This window comes from Leptolyngbya sp. GB1-A1, assembly GCF_039962475.1.
Taxonomy (GTDB): Bacteria; Cyanobacteriota; Cyanobacteriia; order Elainellales; family Elainellaceae; genus Leptolyngbya_A.
Map to the genome: position 1 here is coordinate 15488 of NZ_JAMPLI010000019.1, position 22512 is coordinate 37999.

Here is a 22512-nt window from a genome sequence, read left to right on the forward strand (position 1 = left end):
TGTGTGAACAGTCAAGAATATGAGGAGAAAGAGATGGTACGAGTTCTAGTTGAAAAAGTTTTTGAGCCGCCTATCACAGAAGAAAAATGGAATCAGGATGTGAAAAAGGCAATTCCCTGTCACAGTAGCCATGATGTACATTGGATTCGCTCGATGATGTCCCGCGATCGCAGTAAAGTGATCTGTGAGTTTGAAGCTCCTGACGCAGAAACAGTACGGCGATCGTTTCGCAAAGTGGGTTTACCGTTTGTGCGAATATGGACGGTAGAAGTGCTGGAACCTGTTGTAATAGACGACGCAGGGACGATCGGCACAAAAGGCTGGCTGGTTTGCGATCGGCATTGAACTTGTCTCCCTACCAGGAATGCGCGAGCGCAGAGAGCGGGTGTTAGCTGTGGTACAAGAAGGGACGCGACCGGGCACCGATGCCCGCAGCCCTGCGGGATCACCCCAGCATGCAGAATTTGTTCTGCGGTTGTCTGCGATCGACGATGCTGCCAAATCCAATTGAAATAACTCACCCCGAATCGTGCCATCCCCTTCGTCTACCGATTACCCCTTACTGATTGTGCAAAAAGTAAGCTGAGCGAGTTGCGAGAAATCATAACTTAGCTCATAATTCGTCTAGATGTCTAGACAAATATTAAGCGTGGGTTAAAAACCGTTCATGAACTCCCTAACACAGCGTCAATTCTGGATAGCAACCTTGGCGAAGGCAGAGCTTAACAATCTGGAGCAACAGATTTCGGGATTGGAATCTTTGCCAGATTATGGGTTCCTCCGTCGTCCGGAAGCTGGGCTTGTCATGGTCAGCGGTCGAGCGGGGGGAACGGGTCAGCCGTTTAATTTAGGGGAAATGACGATGACTCGCTGTGTTGTACAGCTATCTTCTAATGACAACGTTCAAATCGCTGGATTTGGATATGTTGCCGGACGATCGCAGCGTCATGCAGAACTTGCGGCATTGTGCGATGCCCTGCTTCAGCATCCTGGTTGGCACAGTGCTGTCTGGGCACAGGTGATCGAGCCACTAAAACAAGCTGCCCAAGCCCAGCAGGAACAGCAGCGGAGACAGGCGGAAGCCACGCGCGTTAACTTTTTCAGCATGGTGCGAGGAGAGTAAATGATCACTCAGCTACCCGGTTTTTCCGATCCGGTTCAGGACGCTCAAAACACCTTTCGATCGCTGCTCAACGCGCTGGCTCATCCGGGAGAACCCTATCCGATCGCAGCAAGGCTTATCCCACCTACAGGTCTTAACGCAGTTTGTGCAGCCGCTTGTCTGACGCTGTTTGATGTCGATACTCTCATTTGGTTGCAGCCCGGATTGCCGCCTGAAGCCCAAGCTTGGTTGCAATTTCACACGGGATGTCGATTCACATTCCATCCAGATCAGGCTCAATTTGCAGTGATTTGGCAGGCTAGCTTGCTCCCCGACCTTTCGACGTTTCATTGGGGAACAGCAGAATATCCAGAGTCTTCGACCACGTTGCTGATTCAAATTAGTAACGGAGTGGGCAAGCAGGTGACGGCGCAAGGACCGGGAATTTTAGGGGAACGCTCGATCGCGCCTGTTTTACCTTCCCAGTTCTGGGCTCAGTGGCAGATGAACGTTCAAGCCTATCCTTTGGGAGCTGATGTATTTCTATGCAGTGAGACGGCGGTTATTGGTCTCCCTCGCACGATGAGCATTTAAACAGAAATACTCAAAACAGAATTGCAGGATGAGCTAAGCCACGGTTTGAAGAATGACAAAAAGACAACGAGAATACGTTGTATAGCAGGAGGAACCAGTAAATGGCATACGTTGCGGTGAAGGGCGGTGAACAGGCAATTCAAAATGCTGAAAGTTTGCTAGAAGCAAGGCGAAGAGGTAATCTTGAAGTTCCAGAATTGACGCTAGAGCAGATTCAGCAGCAGATGAAACTGGCGATCGATCGCGTAATGTGTGAGGGTAGCCTGTACGACACTGATTTGGCAGCTTTAGCGATCAAGCAATCTTGGGGTGATTTGGTTGAGGCAATTTTCTTGCTAAGAGCATACCGTACAACCCTGCCCCGCTTTTATTACAGCCAGCCGGTTGATACCAGCCAGATGCACCTTGATCGACGAATTTCTGCCATTTTCAAAGATGTTCCGGGCGGGCAACTGTTGGGTTCTACATTTGACTATGTGCATCGCCTGCTCGATTTCAAGCTTCTTGCAGAAGGAGAAGCATCGATCGCGCCTGAAGCAGAACCTGTCGATGAACTGACTCCGCGTGTGATCGATACGTTGGGACAAGAAGGTTTGATTCAGGAAGAAAAGGCTTTTCTTGCCGCCCAGGGTTCGTCTGAGCTGGAAAGAGAGCCCTTTGATTTGACTCGTCAACCTCTCACCCTACCCGCCGATCGCTCGGCACGACTGCAAAATTTAGCCCGTGCAGATGAAGGATTCTTGCTCAGTCTCGCCTATTCAACCCAGCGGGGCTACGGCAGAAATCATCCCTTTGCAGGGGAAATTCGAGTCGGTGAAGTTGAAGTGGTGATCTGCCCCGAAGAGCTGGGGTTTGAGATTGGCATTGCCGACATCACGGTGACCGAAGTGCAGATGGTCAACCAATTTCAGGGCAACAAAGAAACGCCACCCCAGTTTACGCGCGGTTATGGGTTAACGTTCGGCTACAACGAGCGCAAAGCAATGGCAATGGCACTGATGGATCGATCGCTGCAATCGAAGGAACTGGGCGAAGAGATTACCGCACCTGCACAAGACGAAGAGTTTGTGCTATCTCATTCGGACAATGTAGAGGCGCAGGGGTTTGTACAGCATCTCAAGCTTCCTCACTATATCGATTTTCAGGCAGAGCTAAACATGCTGCGACAAATGCGGCAATCGGTCAATCCATCAGTCAATCCATCAGTAAACGCTGCTGAAGATGCATCCTATCATCTCGCTGAAAATCCATCTGAAGATTACTCAACGAATCAACCTGTAAATTCGATGATGACCGATCGGGCTAAAGCCGAACCCACTTTAACGGCAATGCAACAGGAGTAAGCCACCCATGATAGATTCAGAAATTCCCGAGCAAGCGGTCATTCCCCAGACTGCTGCTCCTCAACGCTCATCCGCTCCTGAATCGAACTTCAACTTTGCTTATCTGGATGAGCAAACTAAGCGATCGATTCGGCGAGCATTACTCAAAGCGGTTGCGATTCCAGGACACCAAATTCCGTTTAGCTCTCGCGAAATGCCGATGTCCTATGGCTGGGGTACAGGCGGCATTCAGGTGACGGCTTCAGTTATTGGACAAAGCGATATTTTGAAAGTTATTGATCAAGGCGCAGATGATACAGCAAACGCCGTGAATATTCGCCGTTTTTTTAAGCGCGTTTGCGGTGTAGCAACGACGGAACGAACCGAAGAGGCAACCCTGATTCAAACCCGTCACCGTATTCCTGAAACTCCCTTGGAAGCAGGACAGATCATTGTCTATCAAGTGCCCATCCCCGAGCCACTGCGCTGGATTGAACCTTCTGAGTCTGAAACTCGCAAACTCCACGCGCTGGAGGATTATGGGGCAATGTATGTGCGGCTGTACGAAGACATCACCCAGCATGGTCAGATTGCCACTGCCTATGATTATCCCGTGATGGTTCACGATCGCTACATGATGCGCCCCAGCCCCATTCCTCGTTTTGATAATCCCAAGATGCACATGAATCCGGCACTTCAGCTCTTTGGAGCAGGACGGGAAAAGCGAATTTATGCCGTGCCTCCCTACACACGAGTCAAAAGTCTCGACTTTGAAGATCATCCGTTTACGGTCGAGCGGTGGGATAAAACCTGTGAGTTGTGTGGTTCGACGGCAAGCTACTTAGACGAAGTTGTGATCAACGATCGCGGCGATCGGATGTGGATTTGCTCGGATACGGACTACTGCAATCAGCATCAATCCAATCATTGATTACAGCCTTGTTCAGGCGATTGAAGTACAAAAAATGGGGTGCAGCCCCTGCACCTTACGTGAGTGAAAAACGCTGTAGGTCATTCTCAATCATGCAACCCCTTCTGACTGTTCGGAATTTAACCAAGTTCTACGGCACAATCTGCGCCTGCGATCGCATTTCCTTTAATCTTTATCCAGGACAGGTGCTTGGGATTATTGGCGAGTCTGGTTCTGGCAAATCGACGTTGTTAAGTGCGATCGCTGGACAGTTGCCTGTAGACAAAGGTGAACTGCTTTATCAAAATCGATCGGGTGAAATCTTGAATTTGCGGGAATTGCCGGAAGCAAAACATCGGGGACTGATGCGATCGGAATGGGGCTTTGTGCAGCAGAATCCGAGAGATGGGCTGCGAATGAATGTCACTGCTGGAGCCAATATCGGAGAGCGGCTGATGACCATTGGCGCAAGGCACTATGGCAACATTCGCACAGAAGCAATGCATTGGATGACGGAAGTAGAAATTCCGGGCGATCGAATGGATATGCTGCCCCGAACTTTCTCTGGTGGCATGCAGCAGCGATTGCAGCTTGCTAGAGTTCTCGTTACTTATCCCCGCTTAGTGTTGATGGACGAACCGACTGGAGGACTGGACGTTTCAGTACAGGCACGCCTACTCGATCTGATTCGCTCTCTGGTTCGCAATTTACATTTGAGTGTCGTTTTGGTCACGCATGATATTGGAGTTGTGCGGCTTCTAGCACATCGGCTCATGGTCATGCAGCAAGGACAGGTCGTTGAATCCGGGCTGACTGATCAGGTGCTAGACGATCCGCAGCATCCCTATACTCAGCAGCTAGTTAGCGCAACCTTAACGCCGTAAAGGATGTTTGACAATTACCCACATTACCTGCCCCCCTAGCCCCCCAATTCTGAGGGGAACCGAACCTCAAAAACTTTCTTTTGTGACCGGGATGTTTTGTGACCGGAATGTTTAGAAGTTCAAAGTCCCTCCTCGCTCTTTAAGAGCGGCAACCAATAAATTGGGGCATTTAGGGGGCGATGTAGAACACGAAACACTCATCAAACCAACTCTTGATCGGAGCATCATCATGAATGTTTCAAACCATACGCTCATTCCTCATCCATTCCCTCCTAATGCACCACTCGATCGCGACTCTACGCTAGTTCTCCGAGCGGAGCAATTGTACAAAGGCTTTACCCTGCATCATCAAGGCGGCATTCGTTTACCCGTTCTCGCAGGCGTTTCCTTAGAGCTGCAGGCGGGTGAATGCGTTGCGCTCGCTGGTGCATCAGGGGCAGGAAAATCAACGCTGATTCGATCGCTATACGGTAACTATCGAACCGATCGCGGTGCAATCTGGGTCAAGCATCTGGGGCAATGGGTTAATCTACCGCAGCTAGAACCCCATGAATTGCTAGAGGTGCGAAAAAAAACGATCGGCTATATTAGCCAATTTCTGCGGGTGATTCCGCGTGTTCCGGCTCTGGAAGTGGCGGCTGAACCGTTGCTGGAGTTAGGAACTGCGCCAAAGATCGCCTATGAAATTGTTCGAGGGTTATTTATCCGGCTCAATCTACCGGAGCGGCTCTGGAGCCTGTCACCCACCACTTTTTCAGGCGGGGAAAAGCAGCGCGTCAATATTGCCCGTGCTTGGTCTGTGCCCTATCCCATTTTGCTGCTCGATGAGCCGACCTCCGCTCTGGATGCGACGAATCGGGAAGTTGTGATGCAGTTGATCGAAGAGCGTAAGGCAGAAGGCTGTGCCATGATTGGCATTTTTCATGATGATGAAGTCCGCAGTCGAGTTTGTAATCGTCGCTTAACCTTAGGGCAGGATGATTAAAGCATGAAAGAGCAAATTTACACGAACTACCGTTTGCAGCTTCCCGACCAGGAAATTTTGGGGACGCTTGTGGTGCGAAACGGCAGAATCGCAGACATTCAGCCGGGAATGGTGAGCCAGGGTCAGGACGGACAGGGAGATTACCTGCTACCCGGATTGGTCGAACTGCATACCGATAATCTGGAACAGTGCCTCACGCCGCGCCCCAAGGTGAAATGGCCCCTCGATATGGCAGCTTTGCACCACGATCGCGAACTGATTAGCGCCGGGATTACCACCGTTTGTGATGCAATTGCGATCGGGGATGTCTTGCCTAATTCTGCCCGGTTAACGCAGTTTGCTCCGATGATTGACGCGATCGATCGCGCTCACCAGGCAGGAAGATTTTCAGCCGATCATCGGTTACATTTGCGCTGCGAGTTGGGTTACGAACACGTCTACGAAATTGCAGAACGATATGCGAATCATCCGCTGCTGGTGCTGATTTCGCTGATGGATCATACACCAGGGCAACGCCAGTTCGTCAACCTTGAGAAGTATCGGGAATACTACATCGGCAAGCATGGGATTACCCCGGCTCAAATGGATGCTTTCATTCAGGGACGCATTGCAGATCAGCAACGCTATGCCGAACAAAATCGAAAATTACTGGTAGAACTCACTCAGGCTCAGGAGGTGTTCCTTGCTAGTCACGATGATGCCACGATCGAACATGTGCAGGAAGCAGTCGAAAGCGGAGCCACGATCGCAGAATTTCCGACCACGCTGGATGCGGCAAAAGAGGCACACCAACAGGGACTCCAGATTTTGATGGGTGCGCCAAATCTGGTGCTGGGCGGCTCACACTCTGGCAATGTCTCGGCAATGGAGCTGATCGAGCGGCAGTTAGTCGATCTTATCTCTTCGGATTACGTTCCTCAAAGTCTGCTTCAGGCAATGTTTTTGATTGTACGTCGGACTGAACAGCCCCTCTATGACATAATGCGCCTCTTTACCCTGAATCCGGCAAGGGCGATCGGGTTAGACGGCGATCGAGGCAGCTTGGAAGTTGGCAAACGAGCAGATTTGATTACTGTGCACGATGATGGCATTGTGCCCCGGTTGACCGCAGTAGTCCGAGAAGGAAAACGATTTGCGTGAGGTCGCGGATGAAAGAACAACAAAAGGCTAAAGTTCTTCCCAAAATCGCCCTACAGGGAGCCGATGTCCTGACTCCAAAGGGATGGCTGCAAGATGCAACCGTGCTGATTGAGGACGGTAAGTTTACCGAGATCGGTCACACCCTGAAACCAAGCGGTTTTGTCTCGATCGATGTCACAGGGCTACAGCTTTTGCCAGGAATCGTAGACATTCACGGAGATGCATTTGAGCGCATGATTTGTCCGCGCCCTGGTGTTGCGTTTCCGATCGAAATGGCAATTGTGGAGAACGATCGGACGCTGCTCGCCAATGGCATCACCACTTTTTACTATTCAATTACCGATTCATTTGAACCCGGTTTACGGAGTCGGGATACGGCAAGACAAATGATTGAAGCAGTTCAGAATACACCCGGGCAAGGTGCAAATCGCTGCATTCATATTCGCCATGAACAGGCAAATACTGCAAATCATGACGAGTTATGTGATTGGCTAGAGACTGGAACAATACAGCTTCTATCACTCAACAATCATTTGCCCCCGTCCACCGACGATGCAACGCTGGCTCGCTACACAAAAGGACTCCAGCAACGCATTAAACTGTCCCAGGCTGAAATTCGCGTCCTGATTGAGGCGGCGCTCGATCGTCAGGCGGAAGGACTTCAACAGTTTGAACAGCTTGTGGATCGGGCACACCAGAGGGGCATTCCGGTTGCCTCCCACGATGATGAATCTGAGGAGATGGTGCAAATCAGCGCGAAGCGGCAAGTCTCGATCGCAGAATTTCCAGCTTCGATTGCCCTGGCAGCCCAGTCTCAGGCTTATGGGGCATCAGTGTTAATGGGCGCGCCGAATTTGGTGCGAGGTGGCTCCCATGTGGGGTATATGAGTGTTGCTGATGCGGTGCAGGCAGGGGTCGTGGATTGCCTCTGCTCCGATTATCACTACCCTTCGCTGTTTCATGCTCCGTTTAAGCTGGCACAGATGGGTTTGCTGCCGTTTGAGCAAGCCTGGAAACTCGTATCGACCCACCCAGCCCAGGCAGCGCGGATTGGCGATCGAAAAGGGGCAATCTCACCAGGTTTGGATGCTGACTTCCTGCTGATTCAGCCTGAGAATGCTCTGCCTTCTGCGATCGTTTCTGTTTACATTAAGGGACAGAAAGTTGCCTGCTATGATTGATTGCTGTGATTAATTGCCAGGATTAATTGTCGTGATTGATTGCCAGGATTAATTGCTATGTATTCTGATCCCGTACAAGAAGAGTATTCCCGTCTTGCATCTGTGTACGATCGTCGCTGGTCATTCTATATTAATGCAACGATTCAGGAGACAATTAATCGCTTAGAGATCAAGCCCTATGAACGGGTCGTAGATATCGGCTGCGGTACGGGAGCTTTGATTCAGCAGATGTTTAATTTAGTTCCAGAGGCGGAGTTTGCTGGGCTAGATCCCTCGATCGAAATGCTCAATATCGCTAAGCAGAAACTACCCAAATCGATCGAGCTGTGGATAGGCAGTGCTGATAATCTTCCGTTTCCCAGCGAAAGTTTTGATGTTGTGATTTCAACGAATGCTTTTCACTACTTTCGTAATCCTGCTCAAGCCATCCAGGAAGCAAAAAGAATCCTCAAACCAGATGGTCGTTTGATAATTACCGATTGGTGTCATGACTATTTGACCTGTCGCGTTTGTGACTTTTTTCTACGGTTATTTAACCGCGCCCACTTCCAAACTTATACCGCAAGTGAATGTCGGGATATGCTTCGATTTGAAGGACTACAGGAAGTATCAATTGAAAAGTACAAGATTAATTGGCTCTGGGGCATGATGACTGCAAAAGCCTCAAAAAAGATAGTTAACAGATATGGGTGAATTGATTGTGTACGCCTGTCCGATCGGTAAACTCGCTGAACAAATAGAGAATTATTTTGAGCAAAGTCAGCGAATGGTGGGGAGGAACGCTGCACACGCCTATATGCCGCACTGCACGCTCACAGGCTTTTTTCACGATGTTGAAACGGCAATTCCTCTCTATCTTCAGGCACTCGATCGCGCGTTGGCACAGCCCTATCCACAACCGGTCATCACGATCGTTCAAATGACTTTTCGCCCTGACTGGCACGGTTTAGAACTGCGATCAGATTGGTTAACGCAGCGGATAAATGATTTTGCCAACCTTGCTCAGGCTCCCACCCGTCGCGAAAATCTGCGGCTCAAAACCTGGCTCCATCTCAGCTTTGCCTATGAATTTCAGTCGGAACAGGGTGAGCAACTCGCCGATCTTGCAAGGCAATTGATTTGCCCTGAAGCCTCTGTTGACTGGGAAGTACGATTCTATCAACGATATCCCGATCGTACCTGGAACTGTCACCAATCCTGGCTACTTAAATGATGTCTGAATTCAATGCTTGAATCCCATACTTGAATCCCCTATTTGAATCCAAGGAGCAAAGATGCAACCTACTCTCGACCTGATCCTGCAACTCCTGGCAACCCAAGGAAACGCTCAGTACGGTGGTGAAGCCGTGAGCCAGCTTGAACATGCTCTGCAATGCGCCACGCTTGCGGAAACAAGCGATTGTAGCTCTGAACTCATCACTGCTTGCTTGCTGCATGATATCGGGCATCTGATTCACAATCTGGGCAAAAACACTGCCGAAACCATTGCGGAACAGCAAATTGACGATCGCCACGAATATCGCGCCATTCCTTTCCTGAAAACGCAATTTGGGGTAGCCGTCACAGAACCCATTCGGCTCCATGTTGAAGCAAAACGCTATCTGTGTGCTGTGAATTCAACTTATTGGGACGCGCTATCGGATGTCTCAAAGCGCAGCCTGGAACTGCAAGGCGGTATTTTTTCGTCCGAAGCCGCTCAAGAATTTATTCAGCAACCTTATGCCCAAGATGCGGTGCAGCTAAGAATTTGGGACGACTGTGCAAAAGTGCCGCAGCTCACAACGCCAACGCTCGATTATTTTGTCCCTATCCTTCGTTCCTGTTGTAGAACGCTTTAAGCAAACGTTGCTTTTCAGCAATATTGCGGCTCATCAGATGTGACTAGAGCGATCGCAAAGCCATCATATCCTTTGCTACCCACCGTTTGGATTGCTGTTGCAGTCACACGTGGCTCAGAGCCGAGCATTTCGTTAAAACGACGTACTCCTTGAATTTTAGGATCAGTGCTATTTGCCTCAATCACAGCTCCATCACGCACAACATTGTCAGCGATAATCAGACTGCCTTGGCGAGAAAGCTTCAGTGCCCATGAAAGGTAATCTGGATTGCTTGGCTTATCTGCATCAATAAAGATCAGGTCAAATGGATGGCAATTCTCCGTAGCCAATTGTGCGAGCGTATCTGCTGCTTTGCCAACACGAATTTCAACGGTATTAGTCAAACCTGCATAAGCAATGTTGCTATGAGCAACTTTGGCGTGTTTAGGATCAGATTCAAGGGTAATCAAGCGACCGTCAGCAGGTAATGCTCGTGCAAGCCAAATCGTGCTGTAACCACCCAATGTACCAATCTCTAAAATGTTGCGTGCTTGATGGATCAAGGCTAACAGCATTAGCAGTTTCCCCTGATTCGGTGAAACGTGATGGGGTGGTAAACCAGCCGCAGCGCTAGCTTCAAGCACAGCATCCAACACTGCATCGGGAGGCACAAGCATATCCGTGATGTAGCGATCGACGGCAATCCATTTGTCTTGAGTCATTAGCCCTGCCGATTTTTATTGTGCGAATCGACTGATCTAAATCAAATTTCGTCTTAACCGTGAGGAAAGGGTATCAATCAAGGCAACCGCTACAATCAGAAAGATCAGGATGGCACAAACCTGCTGGTACTGGAACGAGCGAAAACTTTGATAAAGCGAAACGCCAATTCCCCCGGCTCCGACAATTCCCAGAACCGAGGCGGAGCGAACATCTGCTTCAAAGCGGTAGAGCGTGTAGGAAGTCCACAAGGGAAGAACCTGCGGAAGCACCCCAAAGAGAATTTCTTGCAGTTTGCTCGAACCTGTCGCTCGAATGCCTTCTACCGGACCCGGATCGATCGACTCAACTGCTTCTGAGAAGAGTTTGCCTAGCGTTCCGGTTGTATGTACAAACAGGGCCAGCATACCCGCAAATGGACCTAAGCCTACGGCAACGACAAAAATGAGAGCAAAGACCACTTCGTTGATCGCCCGCATCGCATCAAGCAATCGCCTGATCGGAAACACAATCCAGGCAGGGCAGATATTGTCTGAAGCGAAAATGGAAAGGGGAACAGAAACGATCGCCGCCATCACTGTTCCCCAGACCGCCATTGAAATCGTTTCGAGCGTATCGCTCAGGTAAGAACGCCATTCCGTAAAATCGGGTGGAAAATAGCGGCTGATGTATTCCACCATATTGCCGCCACCCTGGGCGAGTTCAATAAAACTCAGGTCACTCTGAATGCCAGCAAAGACAAGAATAGCAATGCCAACGACAAGGTAGAAGATTCGATTAGGGGTAATGAGTTTCTTCTCCCGCGCCAGCATCTCTCGTACTGCTTGAGAAGCTGAACCACGAGGTTCTAGCGTAATTCGATCGCTCATATCACGAATATTAAAGGAACAGTACGGCGAATCAAATGGACAATTCACTCTTGTTCAATGTGAATCATTCATAGGATGTCTGAGGAGTCTGCTGATACAGCTCCAAAGCTTGAGATTTTCCTAAATCCCCTGATAAGGAAAGACTTTGAGATGCTAAATCCTTCTGCAAAAGAATGGCTTGCATCGGTCAGTTTTTCCTTAAAAGGGGAAGAGGAAATCTTCAGCTACTTCAATGCATCGAGCTTTTGATTCAATTCATCCAGCTTTTGCTGCCTTGCCTGAGGGGTTAGGTTCTTATCGTTCTGAACCTCTAATATATCTTTACCGATGTTCAATTCACGGATGGTATTCCACGTTTTGTCTTCTGCTGGGACAAATGCCTGCCAGCCTAGCGGCTCCAGAACTGCAGTGTCTTTGTAGCTGTAGAAGAAATCCTTAATCTGTCCCTTCAAGCAATCGGGTAAGTCTTTCCGATAGGTGATCGGGTCACTCGGAATCACAGGAGAAGTCCAAATCACCTGAATTTGCTCAAAGGCTTTGGGATCAGACGCTTTCAGAGCAGTCAAAGATTCGCTGTTGTTCGTTGCCACGTCAACCTGTTGATTAGCAACTGCTTGAGCTGTCGCTTCATGGCTTCCTGCAAAAATAAGTTGCTTAAACGCCTCTTTCGCGTTCACTCCCTTTTGTGCGAATACATAATAGCTGGGAACGAGATAGCCAGAGGTTGATTCAGGATCATTAAACGCAAAGGTTAAATCTTTCGCGTTCTCTACAATATACTCATTGCCATTTCCTTTTTGAAGATCAATTTCGGAAACGATCGGATTTTCCTTGTTTGTGATGAGGTGCGAGTAATAGCCTTGCGTGCCATCTGAATTTACGGTTTGAGCAAATGCTTCTGCATTGGAACGCTCTGCTGCTGTGATATAGGACTTCCCTCCATACCAAGCAACCTGTACCTTGTTTGCCCCCATTGCCTCAATTACAGCTGCATAATCTGTGGCATAGAAAGCATTTACAGGACGACCGATCGTCTGCGACATTGCCTCGATAAAGGGTTCAAATTTAGGCTTTTGATTCTGCTGAGATTCAGTCGAGATGATTCCAAAGTCGATCGATGCAATTTCCGGCGCACAGGTCTGACCAGAAGCTGAGCTATTGCCAGTGGTCTGGGCTTGCTGATTCGACTGAGTTGAAGTGCAGCTTGCAAGCGTAGCAACACTAATCACAGACGCCGTTAATAGAGATGTCAATCTCTTGAACACAGGTGCTTTCATTTTGAATTGTTTCTCCTAATGATAAAAACGAAATACAGCGTTTTTCACTCCTGTAAGGTACGGGGGGCGAAGCCCGCACGCAGAGGCACAGCCCCTGCACCCATTTTTTGTACTTCAATCGCCTGAACAAGGCTGTAAACAATCAACTTCTATGGCAGTTCTATAGGAACAAAGGAGATGTGCAGTCGGATTCGCTCATCGGAAATTATGGCTTAACTCGTGAATGCTTCCGCATGGCCTTTGAGAACTAGCTCTTCAGTTGCAGTGCCGTATATCTCGTTAAGTTTGAAATCATCCAGTACGGCAACTTCTCCATCAAATCTGACTTCTCCATCTCTTAAAGCAACTGCTCGCTTAAAGTAGTGGCGCACCATCTGCACTTGATGTAGGGATGTGATGACTGTAATTCCTTGTTCCTGGTTAAGAACCGTCAGCAGTTCCATGACCTTACGGGCGGATTCCGGGTCCAGGGAAGCGATCGGTTCATCCGCAAGAATAATGTGTGCGCCCTGCATTAAACACCGGGCGATCGCAACTCTTTGCTGTTGACCTCCCGATAAGGCAGAAGCTCGCTTGTAGGCATGCTGTAGAATTCCGACTCGCTCCAGGGCAGCTAACGCCTGCTCCTTTTCCTGCTGGGTAAACCAGCGAAGCGTGGAACGCAAGGAAGGGATGCGAGATAAATTACCAACCAGCACATTTTCTAGCACCGTCAATCGATTCACAAGATTAAACTGCTGAAAGATGAAGCCCATCTGACTTCGCAGCTTTCTCACATTTGAGTGGAGGGAGCCGTTCACCTGAATCGGAGTTCCATAAATCTCGACAATGCCTTGGTCTGCTTTATGCAAGCCGTTCAGGTTTCTCAACAGGGTTGACTTTCCAGAACCAGAGGCTCCGACCAGCGCAATCATTTCCCCGTCAGCTACGGAAAAATTAATATTCCGCAGGGCAGCAATTTTATTAAACGATTTCGTCAGGTGCTTCACTTCAACAGCAGTGACTTCTAGCGAGTTCTGCAAAACCATGCAGGCATTTCATCCTTTAACTTAAGTAAATATTCAAGTCAACACAGTCTCAGAACAATGAGATTTACCAATCCAGAAGCAACATGCTTGAGCACAGCCGAACAGCAGCGATGCCCTCTTAATAGCAGACCAAGATGGGCGATCCGCAGCTCGCTAACTTAGGAGGATGGATAGGCTCCTTCCTGCGATTCCTGTTCCTAAGAAGTTTCTTCTTTAGATGTATAGACATCTAGATGAAAACTGTACCAAGCTTTATTGTGGATGCCTGTCCTTAAGGAAATGCGAATGCCAGATTAAGAACTGTTCAAGCTCAATTTAAGCTAATGGGAGCTAGATATATCTTCTAAGCACAACGCTTATGCTGAATCGTTTTCAATTACTAACTCCATCCGATCGCCACGAAATCGCGTCACGCCATACTCAATCCTTCTTCCGGTTTGATCAACATTAATTGATTCTGTTAAAAGAATTGGTGCATTAGCAGGGAGTTCTAGCAGCCGAGCATCTTTAGGCTGAACAATTCGCGCTGAGATTCGGGTACTGTGACGAATATGATCACAGCCGTATTCCTGTTGCAGTAGCTTAGAAATAGAATGATACTGCTGACAGCGTTCTGACAGGTTGGGAAACAAAATACTGGGAAAGTAGCTGCTCGACACACTAATTGGCTGCCCATCGGCAAGACTCAGCCGCTCAAATAAAACAACAGGGGTATTGATTGCTAACGTTAACCGCTTGGCAACTTTTGCATCAGCAGGAATTGTGGTAATGGCTAGGGTTTGATAGCTCATCTGCAATCCCTGAGCCTTAAGGGCATCGTTGTAGCGAACTCGCTTACCCAACGCATAAGTGATTGGAGTAGATGCCACAAACATCCCTCGCCCCCGATCGACTCGTACCAAGCCCTCCGTTCGCAAAACCTCGATCGATCGTCGAAGTGTATGACGATTGACACCAAAGCGGACGCTCAATTCAGCTTCGGTTGGCAGTTGATCTCCCTTTTGGTAAACCGAAGAATTAATCTCTCGGCGAAGCTTATCCGCAATTTGAATGTAAAGGGGCAGCGCGTCGTCCATCATAGCTATTAGTTATACAACACCAAATTGGCTCGCAGTAACACCTTAACCTCTCCATAAACCAGGAACAATCTGCATCGTTTTATACTCCCATCGACTGCGATTAACGGTTACATCACCATTTTGATGAGGAGTGCCGAGTTTATGGGGAAGTTCCCAGTTCATTTTCCTATTCCGACATGGTTTGCTTCTGTCTCTCTTTTTTCGACTGCTTTGCTGTTCGGTACTGCTGGCGCTGCTGATGCTCAGGTTCGGAGTTTTGCGCCCCTCAATCGCTATGTAGTGGGCGGTGCAGTAGCGGAAATCATTGATGCAAGCCCCGATGGAAATACGCTGGTTTTTACGAACTCAAGCGATCAGCAAATCGGCTTTATCGATATTACCGATCCTGCAAATCCACAGTCGCTTGGAACGGTTGAGGTCGCTGGAGAACCAACTTCGGTTGCAATTACACCCGATGGGAAATATGCGATCGCTACCGTCCTTTTCCTCATCGATGAAGATGCTGGACAAACAATTGCTGACCAGCAGCCCGGCACTCTTGTTTTCATTGACCTGGCAACTCGCAAGGTCACCGGGCAGGTACAGCTTTTGGGCATTGGTCCTGACAGTGCTGACATTTCCCCAGACGGCAGCAAAGTGATTGTAGCGATCGAGGATGAAGAAGATACTGATAACCTTCCCGGCTCTCGTCCTGGCTCAATCAACTTTGTCACCATCAATGAGGACAACCCCAGTGAATCAACGGTCACTGCTGTAGACATTGACCTGGCTGGCATCGAAGGGGTGAACTATGTTGAAGACCCGCAGCCGGAGTTTGTCAAATTTAGTCCCGATGGCAGCACCGCCGCTGTCACGATCCAGGAGAATAATGCGATCGCCCTGATTGATGTTGCCTCTGAGCAAATCATTCGCATCTTTTCGGCTGGCACCTCTAGTCAGTTCGCTGACCGGACTGAAGATGGCGAAATTAGCCTGACCGAAGAATTCAAAGGACGCAGAGAGCCGGATGCGATTGCCTTCACACCTGACGGTCAACACCTGGTCACGGTTAATGAAGGCGACACCGAGTTAGAAAGCTTTGGCGACAATATTGGGTCAGGTGGACGCAGTTGGACAATTTTTGACCTGGAGGGCAACGTTGTTTATGACAGCGGCAGCAGCGTTGAAGAACTGGCAGTCACCCGAGGGCAATACCCGGACGATCGCTCTGAGGATCGTGGCATTGAAATGGAAGGGGGCACCGTTGCCGAATTTGGCGAACAGCCGATCGCCTTTGTCACTTCCGAGCGGGGCAGCTTTGTTGTCGCCTACGACATCAGCAATGTTGAAAAGCCTGAGTTAATCAGCTTTCTGCCAACCGGGCTGGCTCCCGAAGGAGTTTTGGCAATTCCAGAACGCAATCTGCTGCTGACCTCTAATGAAGACGATGGCACAATTGACTTCTTTCAAGCCTCAACTGAGCCAGCAGAGAGCGCCTACAGCCCAACTGCCCCTCAGATCACCAGCACGGGGGCTGATCTACCTTTCAGCGCGATTAGCGGTCTATATCAAGTCCCCAACGATCCCAATGCTTTCTATGCTGTGCCCGATAGCGCAGTATCGCCTTCTCGAATTTATCGTATTGAGATGGAAGGCTCATCCGCTACTGTCGTCAGTGCCCTGCCCCTGACCAAAAATGGGGAATCCGTTAGGTATGACCTGGAAGGTATCGCGTTGCAGCCCTCTGGTGACTTTTGGGTAGTCAGTGAAGGAGACGATCGCGAAGGGCAAGAAGCCCCCAACTTACTCAGCCATGTCAACAGCAGGGGTGAAGTACAGCAAGAAATTCCCCTACCCGAAGCAGCTTCAGGCGCAATTACCCGCTTTGGCTTTGAAGGAGTTGCAACCAACGCTGAAGGAACCAAAGTCTATGTGGCAATTCAGCGGGAGTTTGAGGGAGACCCAGAAAACACGGTTCGAATTGCCGAATACGATCTGGAAAATCAAACCTGGAACTACTATTTCTACCCATTAGATACTGATAACGTTGAGGATAGCTGGGTTGGTCTGAGCGAGATTGCTCGCGATACAGACGGCAGTTTTTTAATTGTCGAGCGAGACAATCAGGGCGGTGAAAATGGCGCAGCGAATGCTCGAATCAAGCGCATCTATCGGGTTTCCTTGGCGAATGCAGAACCCGGCGCAACGCTAGAGAAAACCCTGGTGCTGGATCTACTCTCGGATTATAGATGGATTGAAGAGAAGATCGAAAGCTTGGCTGTAACGAATCAGGGATATTGGTTTGCCAGCGACAACGATGGTGGCATCAACTACACTAGGCTGCTGTTTGTGCCAAGACAATAGTAAGTTTGGGTTGCCTTAATTAGAATTGCGTAACTCAGTGGAGCCACTATCCACTCTGCTGAGTTGCACGAGATTCTTAGTACAGAGGTAGGATTTCGAGTTGTGTCGCAAAAAACAAAACAGTCACAAAAAAACAATCGCAAAAACAATAGTAAGTTATGCGAGCCTAAACTCCCTTTTTCTCTCTCCAGGGTTTACTTTTGCCTATTCAAATGGCACTTTTTGACTACTGCGGCAGCATCAATTCTTTCAGGATTACTGCACAACAAATTCTAGGCGATACCTTAACAAAAGAAATTTATTTCTCCTTGATATTCTTCAATAGCAGTAGAAAAACAAAGAAATTTGTATTTATACAACTCTTATTTATACAACCTTAAAATATTATTCAAAAGATAGCTTTCAATAAAACCTATTGCTAATTGAGGATATGAATAAGAACGTGTTGGATTTGCATCACCCAATAGAATTAGATTTCTTCACCCTGCTTAGAAACTATTAAAGAATTACGATGAAGTTGCGAAATTAACCTCAAGACATTTACCTATTAAAGCTAAATTAACTTCATCTTAAACTAACAATGACAAAGTCTTTGAGGGTATAGATTTTGGCTTTGGCTATATTGCAACCTGCTTAGTGTTGTGCATTACATTGCATTGCTAGATAGGTTGCAGTGTGCTGAATTTTCGCATGTCTAGAAAACGAAATTTGCCCTAATTGAACCATCTATTCTGATGAAGAATTTTCCGAATTTTTACTCATTCACATCATCTTGAACATTTAAGGGGACTGGACAAGGAATGGCAAACTTTGACACAAACCAACCGATGCAAGGGAGTGCGTTGAATAGCGACACTCGTGCTGCTGAATTAAAAGGGTTTGCATCTCTGCCTGCTGACACCTTTGCTGAGGGGCCTCCTGCTGGAGCAAATAACGGTAATGGAGAACCCATTTCAGGGAATGGTCGTACTGGTCCCTTTGATGGTCAACCCGTACAAGGCTTCAGTGGCGTCCAGTTTGCTCCTGGTAGCGACGGATCGACTTTCTGGTTCCTCTCGGACAATGGTTTTGGCGCTAAAACGAACAGTGCTGACTATCTGCTACGTCTTTATCAGGTTGATCCGAGCTTTGTAGATTCTGAAGAAGGGGATGGTGCTGTTGAAATTCAAGGCTTTGTCCAACTGAGCGACCCGGACAACCTGATTCCGTTTGACATTGTTAATGAAAGCACGACCGAAAGACTGCTAACCGGTACAGATTTTGACGTTGAGTCTTTTGTGATCGATGGTGAGGGTGACATCTGGATTGGAGATGAATTTGGTCCTTACGTGCTTCACTTCGATGCAACAGGCAAGCTCCTGGAAGCGCCCATTTCTACGCCTAATTTCAACACCCTCAACACTCTGAACGGACAAGACCCATTGGTCATTGGTCATCGGGGCGCGAGTGGGGAATTGCCAGAGCATACGCTAGAGGCATACCGCCTGGCGATCGCCCGTGGTGCTGACTTCATCGAACCCGATTTGGTATCGACTAAAGACGGTGTGTTGATCGCCCGTCATGAACCGACCCTGGGTGCGACTACCGATGTTGCCAGCCGTCCTGAATTTGCCGACCGCCGACGCAGCGGAGTGATTGATGGCGTTACGTACGAGAACGAATTCTTTGCCTCCGACTTTACCCTGGAGGAAATCAAGACCCTGCGCGCCATCATGCCCCAGGGCTACCGTACGGATGTTTACAATGGCGTGTTCCAGATCCCGACGCTAGAAGAAATCATCAGCCTGGTCAAACAGGTCGAAAAAGACACGGGTAAGAAGATTGGCATCTATCCCGAAACCAAGCACCCCACCTACCACGACGATCTAGGACTATCCCTGGAAGAACCCCTGCTGGCGACCCTGGAGAAGACCGACTTCACCGACCCCAGCCGTGTGTTTATCCAGTCCTTTGAAGTCTCCAACCTGAAGGAACTGAACACCAAGACCGACATTCCCCTGGTGCAGTTGCTCGATGCCTACGATGTGGCTTTGGATGGATCGCTCATTTATCAGGATGTCAATGCGCGTCCCTACGACTTTGCGGTCAGCGGTGATACCCGCACTTACGGGGATTTGCAAACTCCAGAAGGACTGGCAGAAATTGCAACCTACGCGGATGGCATTGGTCCCTGGAAGCGGATGATTGTTTCTGTCGAAGGCGTAGATGCCAATGGAGACGGTGCAGCGGATGATGTGAATGGTGATGGCACTGTCAACGATGCGGATAAAACGACAATTGCTCCCTCTAGCCTGATTCCTAATGCCCATGAAGCAGGTCTATTTGTCCATGCCTACACCTTCCGGAACGAGGATCGCTTCCTGGCCGCTGACTACCAGGGCAACCCCAACAAGGAGTACGAACAGTTCATTAACCTGGGGGTGGATGGTTACTTCACGGACTTCCCCGGCACAGGCGATCTGGTGCGCGATCAAATTACCAGCGACACTGTGCGCTCTCCCCAGAATCCAGAGGTGCTAGCAACTACTGAGTTTGACACGCTGACCGGCAAGGCTCCGATCGTGATTGGGCATAGAGGCGCTTCGGGTGAGCGACCAGAACATACCCTAGAGGCATATAAGCTAGCGATCGCTCAAGGCGCTGACTTCATCGAACCTGACCTGGTGGTAACCAAAGACGGTGTTTTAATTGCTCGTCACGAGCCAATGCTGGCAGTGGTAGCGCTCAACCCTGACGGCACCATTCAGCGTGATGCCAACGGCAACCCCGTGATCAGCAATACCGACACCAGCACCGACGTTTACCTGCGTCCTGAGTTTGCCGATCGCCTAACCGTAAAGAACCTGGATGGTCGCTCGGTCGGTGGCTGGTTTGCCGAAGACTTTACCCTGGCAGAAGTCAAACAGCTCAATGCCATTGAGCGGATTCCCCTGATCCGTGGCACTGAATTCAATAACGATGGGTTGAAGGTCCCTACGCTGGCTGAAGTGATTAACCTCGTACAGGAGGTTGAGGCGGAGACCGGGCGCAAAATCGGCATCTATCCCGAAACCAAGCACCCTACGTTCTTTCAGCAACAGGGCTACAATACCAGTCAAATCCTGGTGGAGACTCTGGTAGCAGAGGAGTTTACCGATCCCAGCCGCGTGTTTATCCAGTCCTTTGAGGTGAGCAACCTGAAGGAACTAAATGACACAATCATGCCCGCAGCAAACATTGATATTCCCCTGGTGCAGCTCTTTGGGGGTTCGGGTCAACCCTATGACTTTGTTGTTAATGGCGACACCCGCACCTACACCGATCTCTCTACTCCAGGTGGATTGGCTGAAATCGCTGAATATGCTGAAGGGATTGGTCCCAACAAGCAGCGCATTGTGCCCCTATCGACCGTCGATGCGGATGGCAACGGTCAGCCCGATGACCTGAATGGCGATGACACCATTAGTGATGGCGATCGCGTCACGGGAACTCCCACCACTTTGATTCAAGACGCCCATGATGCCGGGTTGCTGGTTCACCTTTATACCCTGCGGGATGAAAGCTTCTTCCTGCCCGACAGTTATGAAGGCAATCCGCTCAACGAATACAAGCAGTTCATTGAATTAGGGGTAGACGGTTTCTTCACTGACTTCCCTGGCACTGGGTTTACGGCTCGGAGCACCTTCATCGAAGAACCGGCAGTTTCTAATCTAGCTAGCTCTCGCGGTTTTGAAGGCATGGCGTTCAGCCCCGATCGCACAACCCTGTATCCAATGCTGGAAGGCATGGTGGTTGGGGACCCTGCTAACTCCCTGCGGATTTATGAATTTGATGTCGCTAGCAGTTCCTTTACCGGATTGGCTGGTCTCTATCGATTGGAGTCGGCTGGTCATGCGATCGGAGACTTCACTCCCATCAATGACAACGAGTTCCTCATCATTGAGCGGGATAACAACCAGGGTGAAGCGGCTGAGTTCAAGAAGATCTTCAAAGTTGACTTATCTCAGCTCAATAGCGAAGGCTTCGTTGAGAAAGAAGAAGTGGTTGATCTGCTGAACCTCAGCGATCCAAACGATCTCAATGGCGACGGTAGCACCACCTTTGACTTTCCCTTCCAAACCATCGAAGACGTACTGGTACTCGATAAAGACACAATCCTGGTTGCAAACGACAACAACTATCCCTTCTCTGTCGGTCGAGGGCCGGATATCGACAATAACGAAATCATTCAGATTCAGCTAGACAAGCCCCTGAACCTGGACCCTCGCTTGGGTGTTGCTGGGTTATCTGAAAGACCCGTTGCAGAACTCGTCGATTTGACCGGATTTGATAATGAGGTTGGTGTGAATGTCACTATCACTCGTGAAGCAAGCTTTAACAACGTGTTGAAGTTCTACGAAACCGATGCTCGAGGGGCTGTCGGCGGTCTTCTACCGGGTGAAACGGGTTATGAAGCAGCCGTTGCTGCTAATCTGCTTGATGCCGAGCTGTTTGTGAACAATCATGCCTCTGCTGAAGTTAGTCTGCCCCTGAAAGGCGGTGGGTTCTATGCCCCAGCATTGCTCATCAACGGTAGTTCGACCAGTCTGGCAACGATCGAAGATGCCACCCTGGGTAATGTGCGGATTAAGCGGGAGGGTAACGTCTGGAGCTTTGAAGACCTGAATGACAACGACTTCAACGACTTGGTTGTCACTATCAACTCGGTTAAACCCCTTGCTTAAGCAGACCTAGTCAATCAACTCCCCCCTTCGCTCATTGAATGGGCTGAAAGGGGGAGCAATTCTGCCGGATAGGTGAGCTAATTGGACTAAGCTGGTCTATCGCTTACCTGATACCCGGACTGGTCTGTAATTTCTATCGTTGAACATCTTGAGATTAGTCATTCTACCTGACTACCACTACATTAATTCTGGCTAAATAATTCAGAACCTGATTAAAACCTATTTCTTTTTATCCTTCTTTTTATCCTTCTTGTCTTTCTTCTTACCCTTTCCATCCGGGTGATGGTCAAGGTGTAATTTTTCAACTACAGCTTGTGCTGTGCCAGCGGTGTTTTTTGCTGCATCCGCGATAAACTGTCTCGCTTCTCCACTGGCATCTTCAGCAACATGAGCAGTGGTGTGAGTAGCAGTATCAACTGTCTCTGTGAGAACAGAAGGAACGCTCGTAATTGCATTTCCTACCGACTCGACAGCAGCGGCAATACCCTTTGATTTCTTGCCGTCTTTTTTCTTGTTTTTTTTCTTATCTTTTTTCTTGTTTCCCATTATGTTATTCCC

General features: G+C 49.0%; 21 protein-coding genes. 15 read left to right on the forward strand and 6 right to left on the reverse strand.

Features of this window, described 5'->3' with window-relative positions; translation table 11 throughout:
• Positions 1–33 precede the first annotated feature (33 nt).
• The 13 genes from NDI45_RS17510 to NDI45_RS17570 all read left to right on the forward strand — a co-directional run bounded on the left by NDI45_RS17510 (position 34) and on the right by NDI45_RS17570 (position 9956).
• On the forward strand, positions 34–345 hold the full coding sequence (locus tag NDI45_RS17510; RefSeq protein WP_190794486.1) for a DUF4242 domain-containing protein: 312 nt from the start codon (positions 34–36) through the stop codon (positions 343–345).
• Positions 346–364: 19 nt separating this feature from the next.
• A complete protein-coding gene (locus NDI45_RS17515; RefSeq protein WP_190794487.1) occupies positions 365–511 on the forward strand; it encodes a hypothetical protein in 147 nt (48 codons plus the stop codon).
• A 156-nt stretch (positions 512–667) separates the two neighbouring features.
• Positions 668–1123 carry a phosphonate C-P lyase system protein PhnG gene (phnG, locus tag NDI45_RS17520; RefSeq protein WP_190794488.1) on the forward strand — a complete coding sequence of 152 codons (456 nt, stop codon included), beginning with the start codon at positions 668–670 and terminating at the stop codon, positions 1121–1123.
• Positions 1124–1696, forward strand: a complete 573-nt coding sequence (phnH, locus tag NDI45_RS17525; RefSeq protein ID WP_348248102.1) for a phosphonate C-P lyase system protein PhnH — start codon at positions 1124–1126, stop codon at positions 1694–1696.
• A gap of 101 nt (positions 1697–1797) precedes the next feature.
• On the forward strand, positions 1798–3039 hold the full coding sequence (locus NDI45_RS17530) for a carbon-phosphorus lyase complex subunit PhnI (protein ID WP_348248103.1): 1242 nt from the start codon (positions 1798–1800) through the stop codon (positions 3037–3039).
• Positions 3040–3046: 7 nt separating this feature from the next.
• The gene (locus NDI45_RS17535) at positions 3047–3949 is read left to right on the forward strand and encodes an alpha-D-ribose 1-methylphosphonate 5-phosphate C-P-lyase PhnJ (protein WP_348248104.1); all 903 of its coding nucleotides are present in this window, start codon (positions 3047–3049) and stop codon (positions 3947–3949) included.
• Between the two features lie 92 nt (positions 3950–4041).
• Complete coding sequence (phnK, locus tag NDI45_RS17540) at positions 4042–4812, forward strand: phosphonate C-P lyase system protein PhnK (RefSeq protein ID WP_348248105.1); 771 nt, start codon at positions 4042–4044, stop codon at positions 4810–4812.
• Between the two features lie 229 nt (positions 4813–5041).
• Positions 5042–5797 carry a phosphonate C-P lyase system protein PhnL gene (gene phnL / locus NDI45_RS17545; protein ID WP_190794109.1) on the forward strand — a complete coding sequence of 252 codons (756 nt, stop codon included), beginning with the start codon at positions 5042–5044 and terminating at the stop codon, positions 5795–5797.
• 3 nt (positions 5798–5800) lie between these two features.
• Positions 5801–6937 carry a phosphonate metabolism protein PhnM gene (gene phnM, locus NDI45_RS17550; RefSeq protein ID WP_348248106.1) on the forward strand — a complete coding sequence of 379 codons (1137 nt, stop codon included), beginning with the start codon at positions 5801–5803 and terminating at the stop codon, positions 6935–6937.
• 8 nt (positions 6938–6945) lie between these two features.
• Complete coding sequence (locus NDI45_RS17555) at positions 6946–8118, forward strand: alpha-D-ribose 1-methylphosphonate 5-triphosphate diphosphatase (RefSeq protein ID WP_348248107.1); 1173 nt, start codon at positions 6946–6948, stop codon at positions 8116–8118.
• Between the two features lie 57 nt (positions 8119–8175).
• On the forward strand, positions 8176–8811 hold the full coding sequence (locus NDI45_RS17560) for a methyltransferase domain-containing protein (protein ID WP_348248108.1): 636 nt from the start codon (positions 8176–8178) through the stop codon (positions 8809–8811).
• A complete protein-coding gene (locus tag NDI45_RS17565; protein WP_190794113.1) occupies positions 8804–9331 on the forward strand; it encodes a hypothetical protein in 528 nt (175 codons plus the stop codon). Before NDI45_RS17560 ends, NDI45_RS17565 begins: the two co-directional genes overlap by 8 nt.
• Before the next feature lie 61 nt (positions 9332–9392).
• On the forward strand, positions 9393–9956 hold the full coding sequence (locus tag NDI45_RS17570; protein WP_348248109.1) for a phosphonate degradation HD-domain oxygenase: 564 nt from the start codon (positions 9393–9395) through the stop codon (positions 9954–9956).
• Between the two features lie 14 nt (positions 9957–9970).
• On the opposite strand, the gene NDI45_RS17575 is transcribed toward NDI45_RS17570, so the two are convergent.
• The 5 genes from NDI45_RS17575 to phnF all read right to left on the reverse strand — a co-directional run bounded on the left by NDI45_RS17575 (position 9971) and on the right by phnF (position 14908).
• Complete coding sequence (locus NDI45_RS17575; protein WP_348248110.1) at positions 9971–10657, reverse strand: O-methyltransferase; 687 nt, start codon at positions 10655–10657, stop codon at positions 9971–9973.
• 36 nt (positions 10658–10693) lie between these two features.
• Positions 10694–11524, reverse strand: coding sequence for a phosphonate ABC transporter, permease protein PhnE (phnE, locus tag NDI45_RS17580; RefSeq protein WP_348248111.1), 831 nt, complete (start codon positions 11522–11524; stop codon positions 10694–10696).
• 224 nt (positions 11525–11748) lie between these two features.
• Positions 11749–12753 (reverse strand): phosphonate ABC transporter substrate-binding protein, encoded by a 1005-nt coding sequence (gene phnD, locus NDI45_RS17585; RefSeq protein ID WP_348248112.1) that lies wholly within the window; start codon positions 12751–12753, stop codon positions 11749–11751.
• Positions 12754–13013: 260 nt separating this feature from the next.
• Complete coding sequence (phnC, locus tag NDI45_RS17590; protein ID WP_348248113.1) at positions 13014–13829, reverse strand: phosphonate ABC transporter ATP-binding protein; 816 nt, start codon at positions 13827–13829, stop codon at positions 13014–13016.
• Between the two features lie 356 nt (positions 13830–14185).
• A complete protein-coding gene (gene phnF, locus NDI45_RS17595) occupies positions 14186–14908 on the reverse strand; it encodes a phosphonate metabolism transcriptional regulator PhnF (protein WP_348248114.1) in 723 nt (240 codons plus the stop codon).
• Positions 14909–15049: 141 nt separating this feature from the next.
• On the opposite strand from phnF, the gene NDI45_RS17600 reads away from it, so the two are divergent.
• Together NDI45_RS17600 and NDI45_RS17605 are read left to right on the forward strand one after the other, a co-directional pair.
• Entirely contained in the window at positions 15050–17251 is a 2202-nt protein-coding gene (locus tag NDI45_RS17600) for an esterase-like activity of phytase family protein (RefSeq protein WP_348248115.1), read from the forward strand.
• Positions 17252–18051: 800 nt separating this feature from the next.
• The gene (locus NDI45_RS17605) at positions 18052–21954 is read left to right on the forward strand and encodes a glycerophosphodiester phosphodiesterase family protein (RefSeq protein WP_348248116.1); all 3903 of its coding nucleotides are present in this window, start codon (positions 18052–18054) and stop codon (positions 21952–21954) included.
• Between the two features lie 219 nt (positions 21955–22173).
• Here NDI45_RS17605 and NDI45_RS17610 read toward each other — a convergent pair whose 3' ends face one another.
• Positions 22174–22500: a hypothetical protein gene (locus NDI45_RS17610; RefSeq protein ID WP_190794635.1), complete on the reverse strand. Its 327-nt coding sequence runs from the start codon at positions 22498–22500 to the stop codon at positions 22174–22176.
• Positions 22501–22512 lie beyond the last annotated feature (12 nt).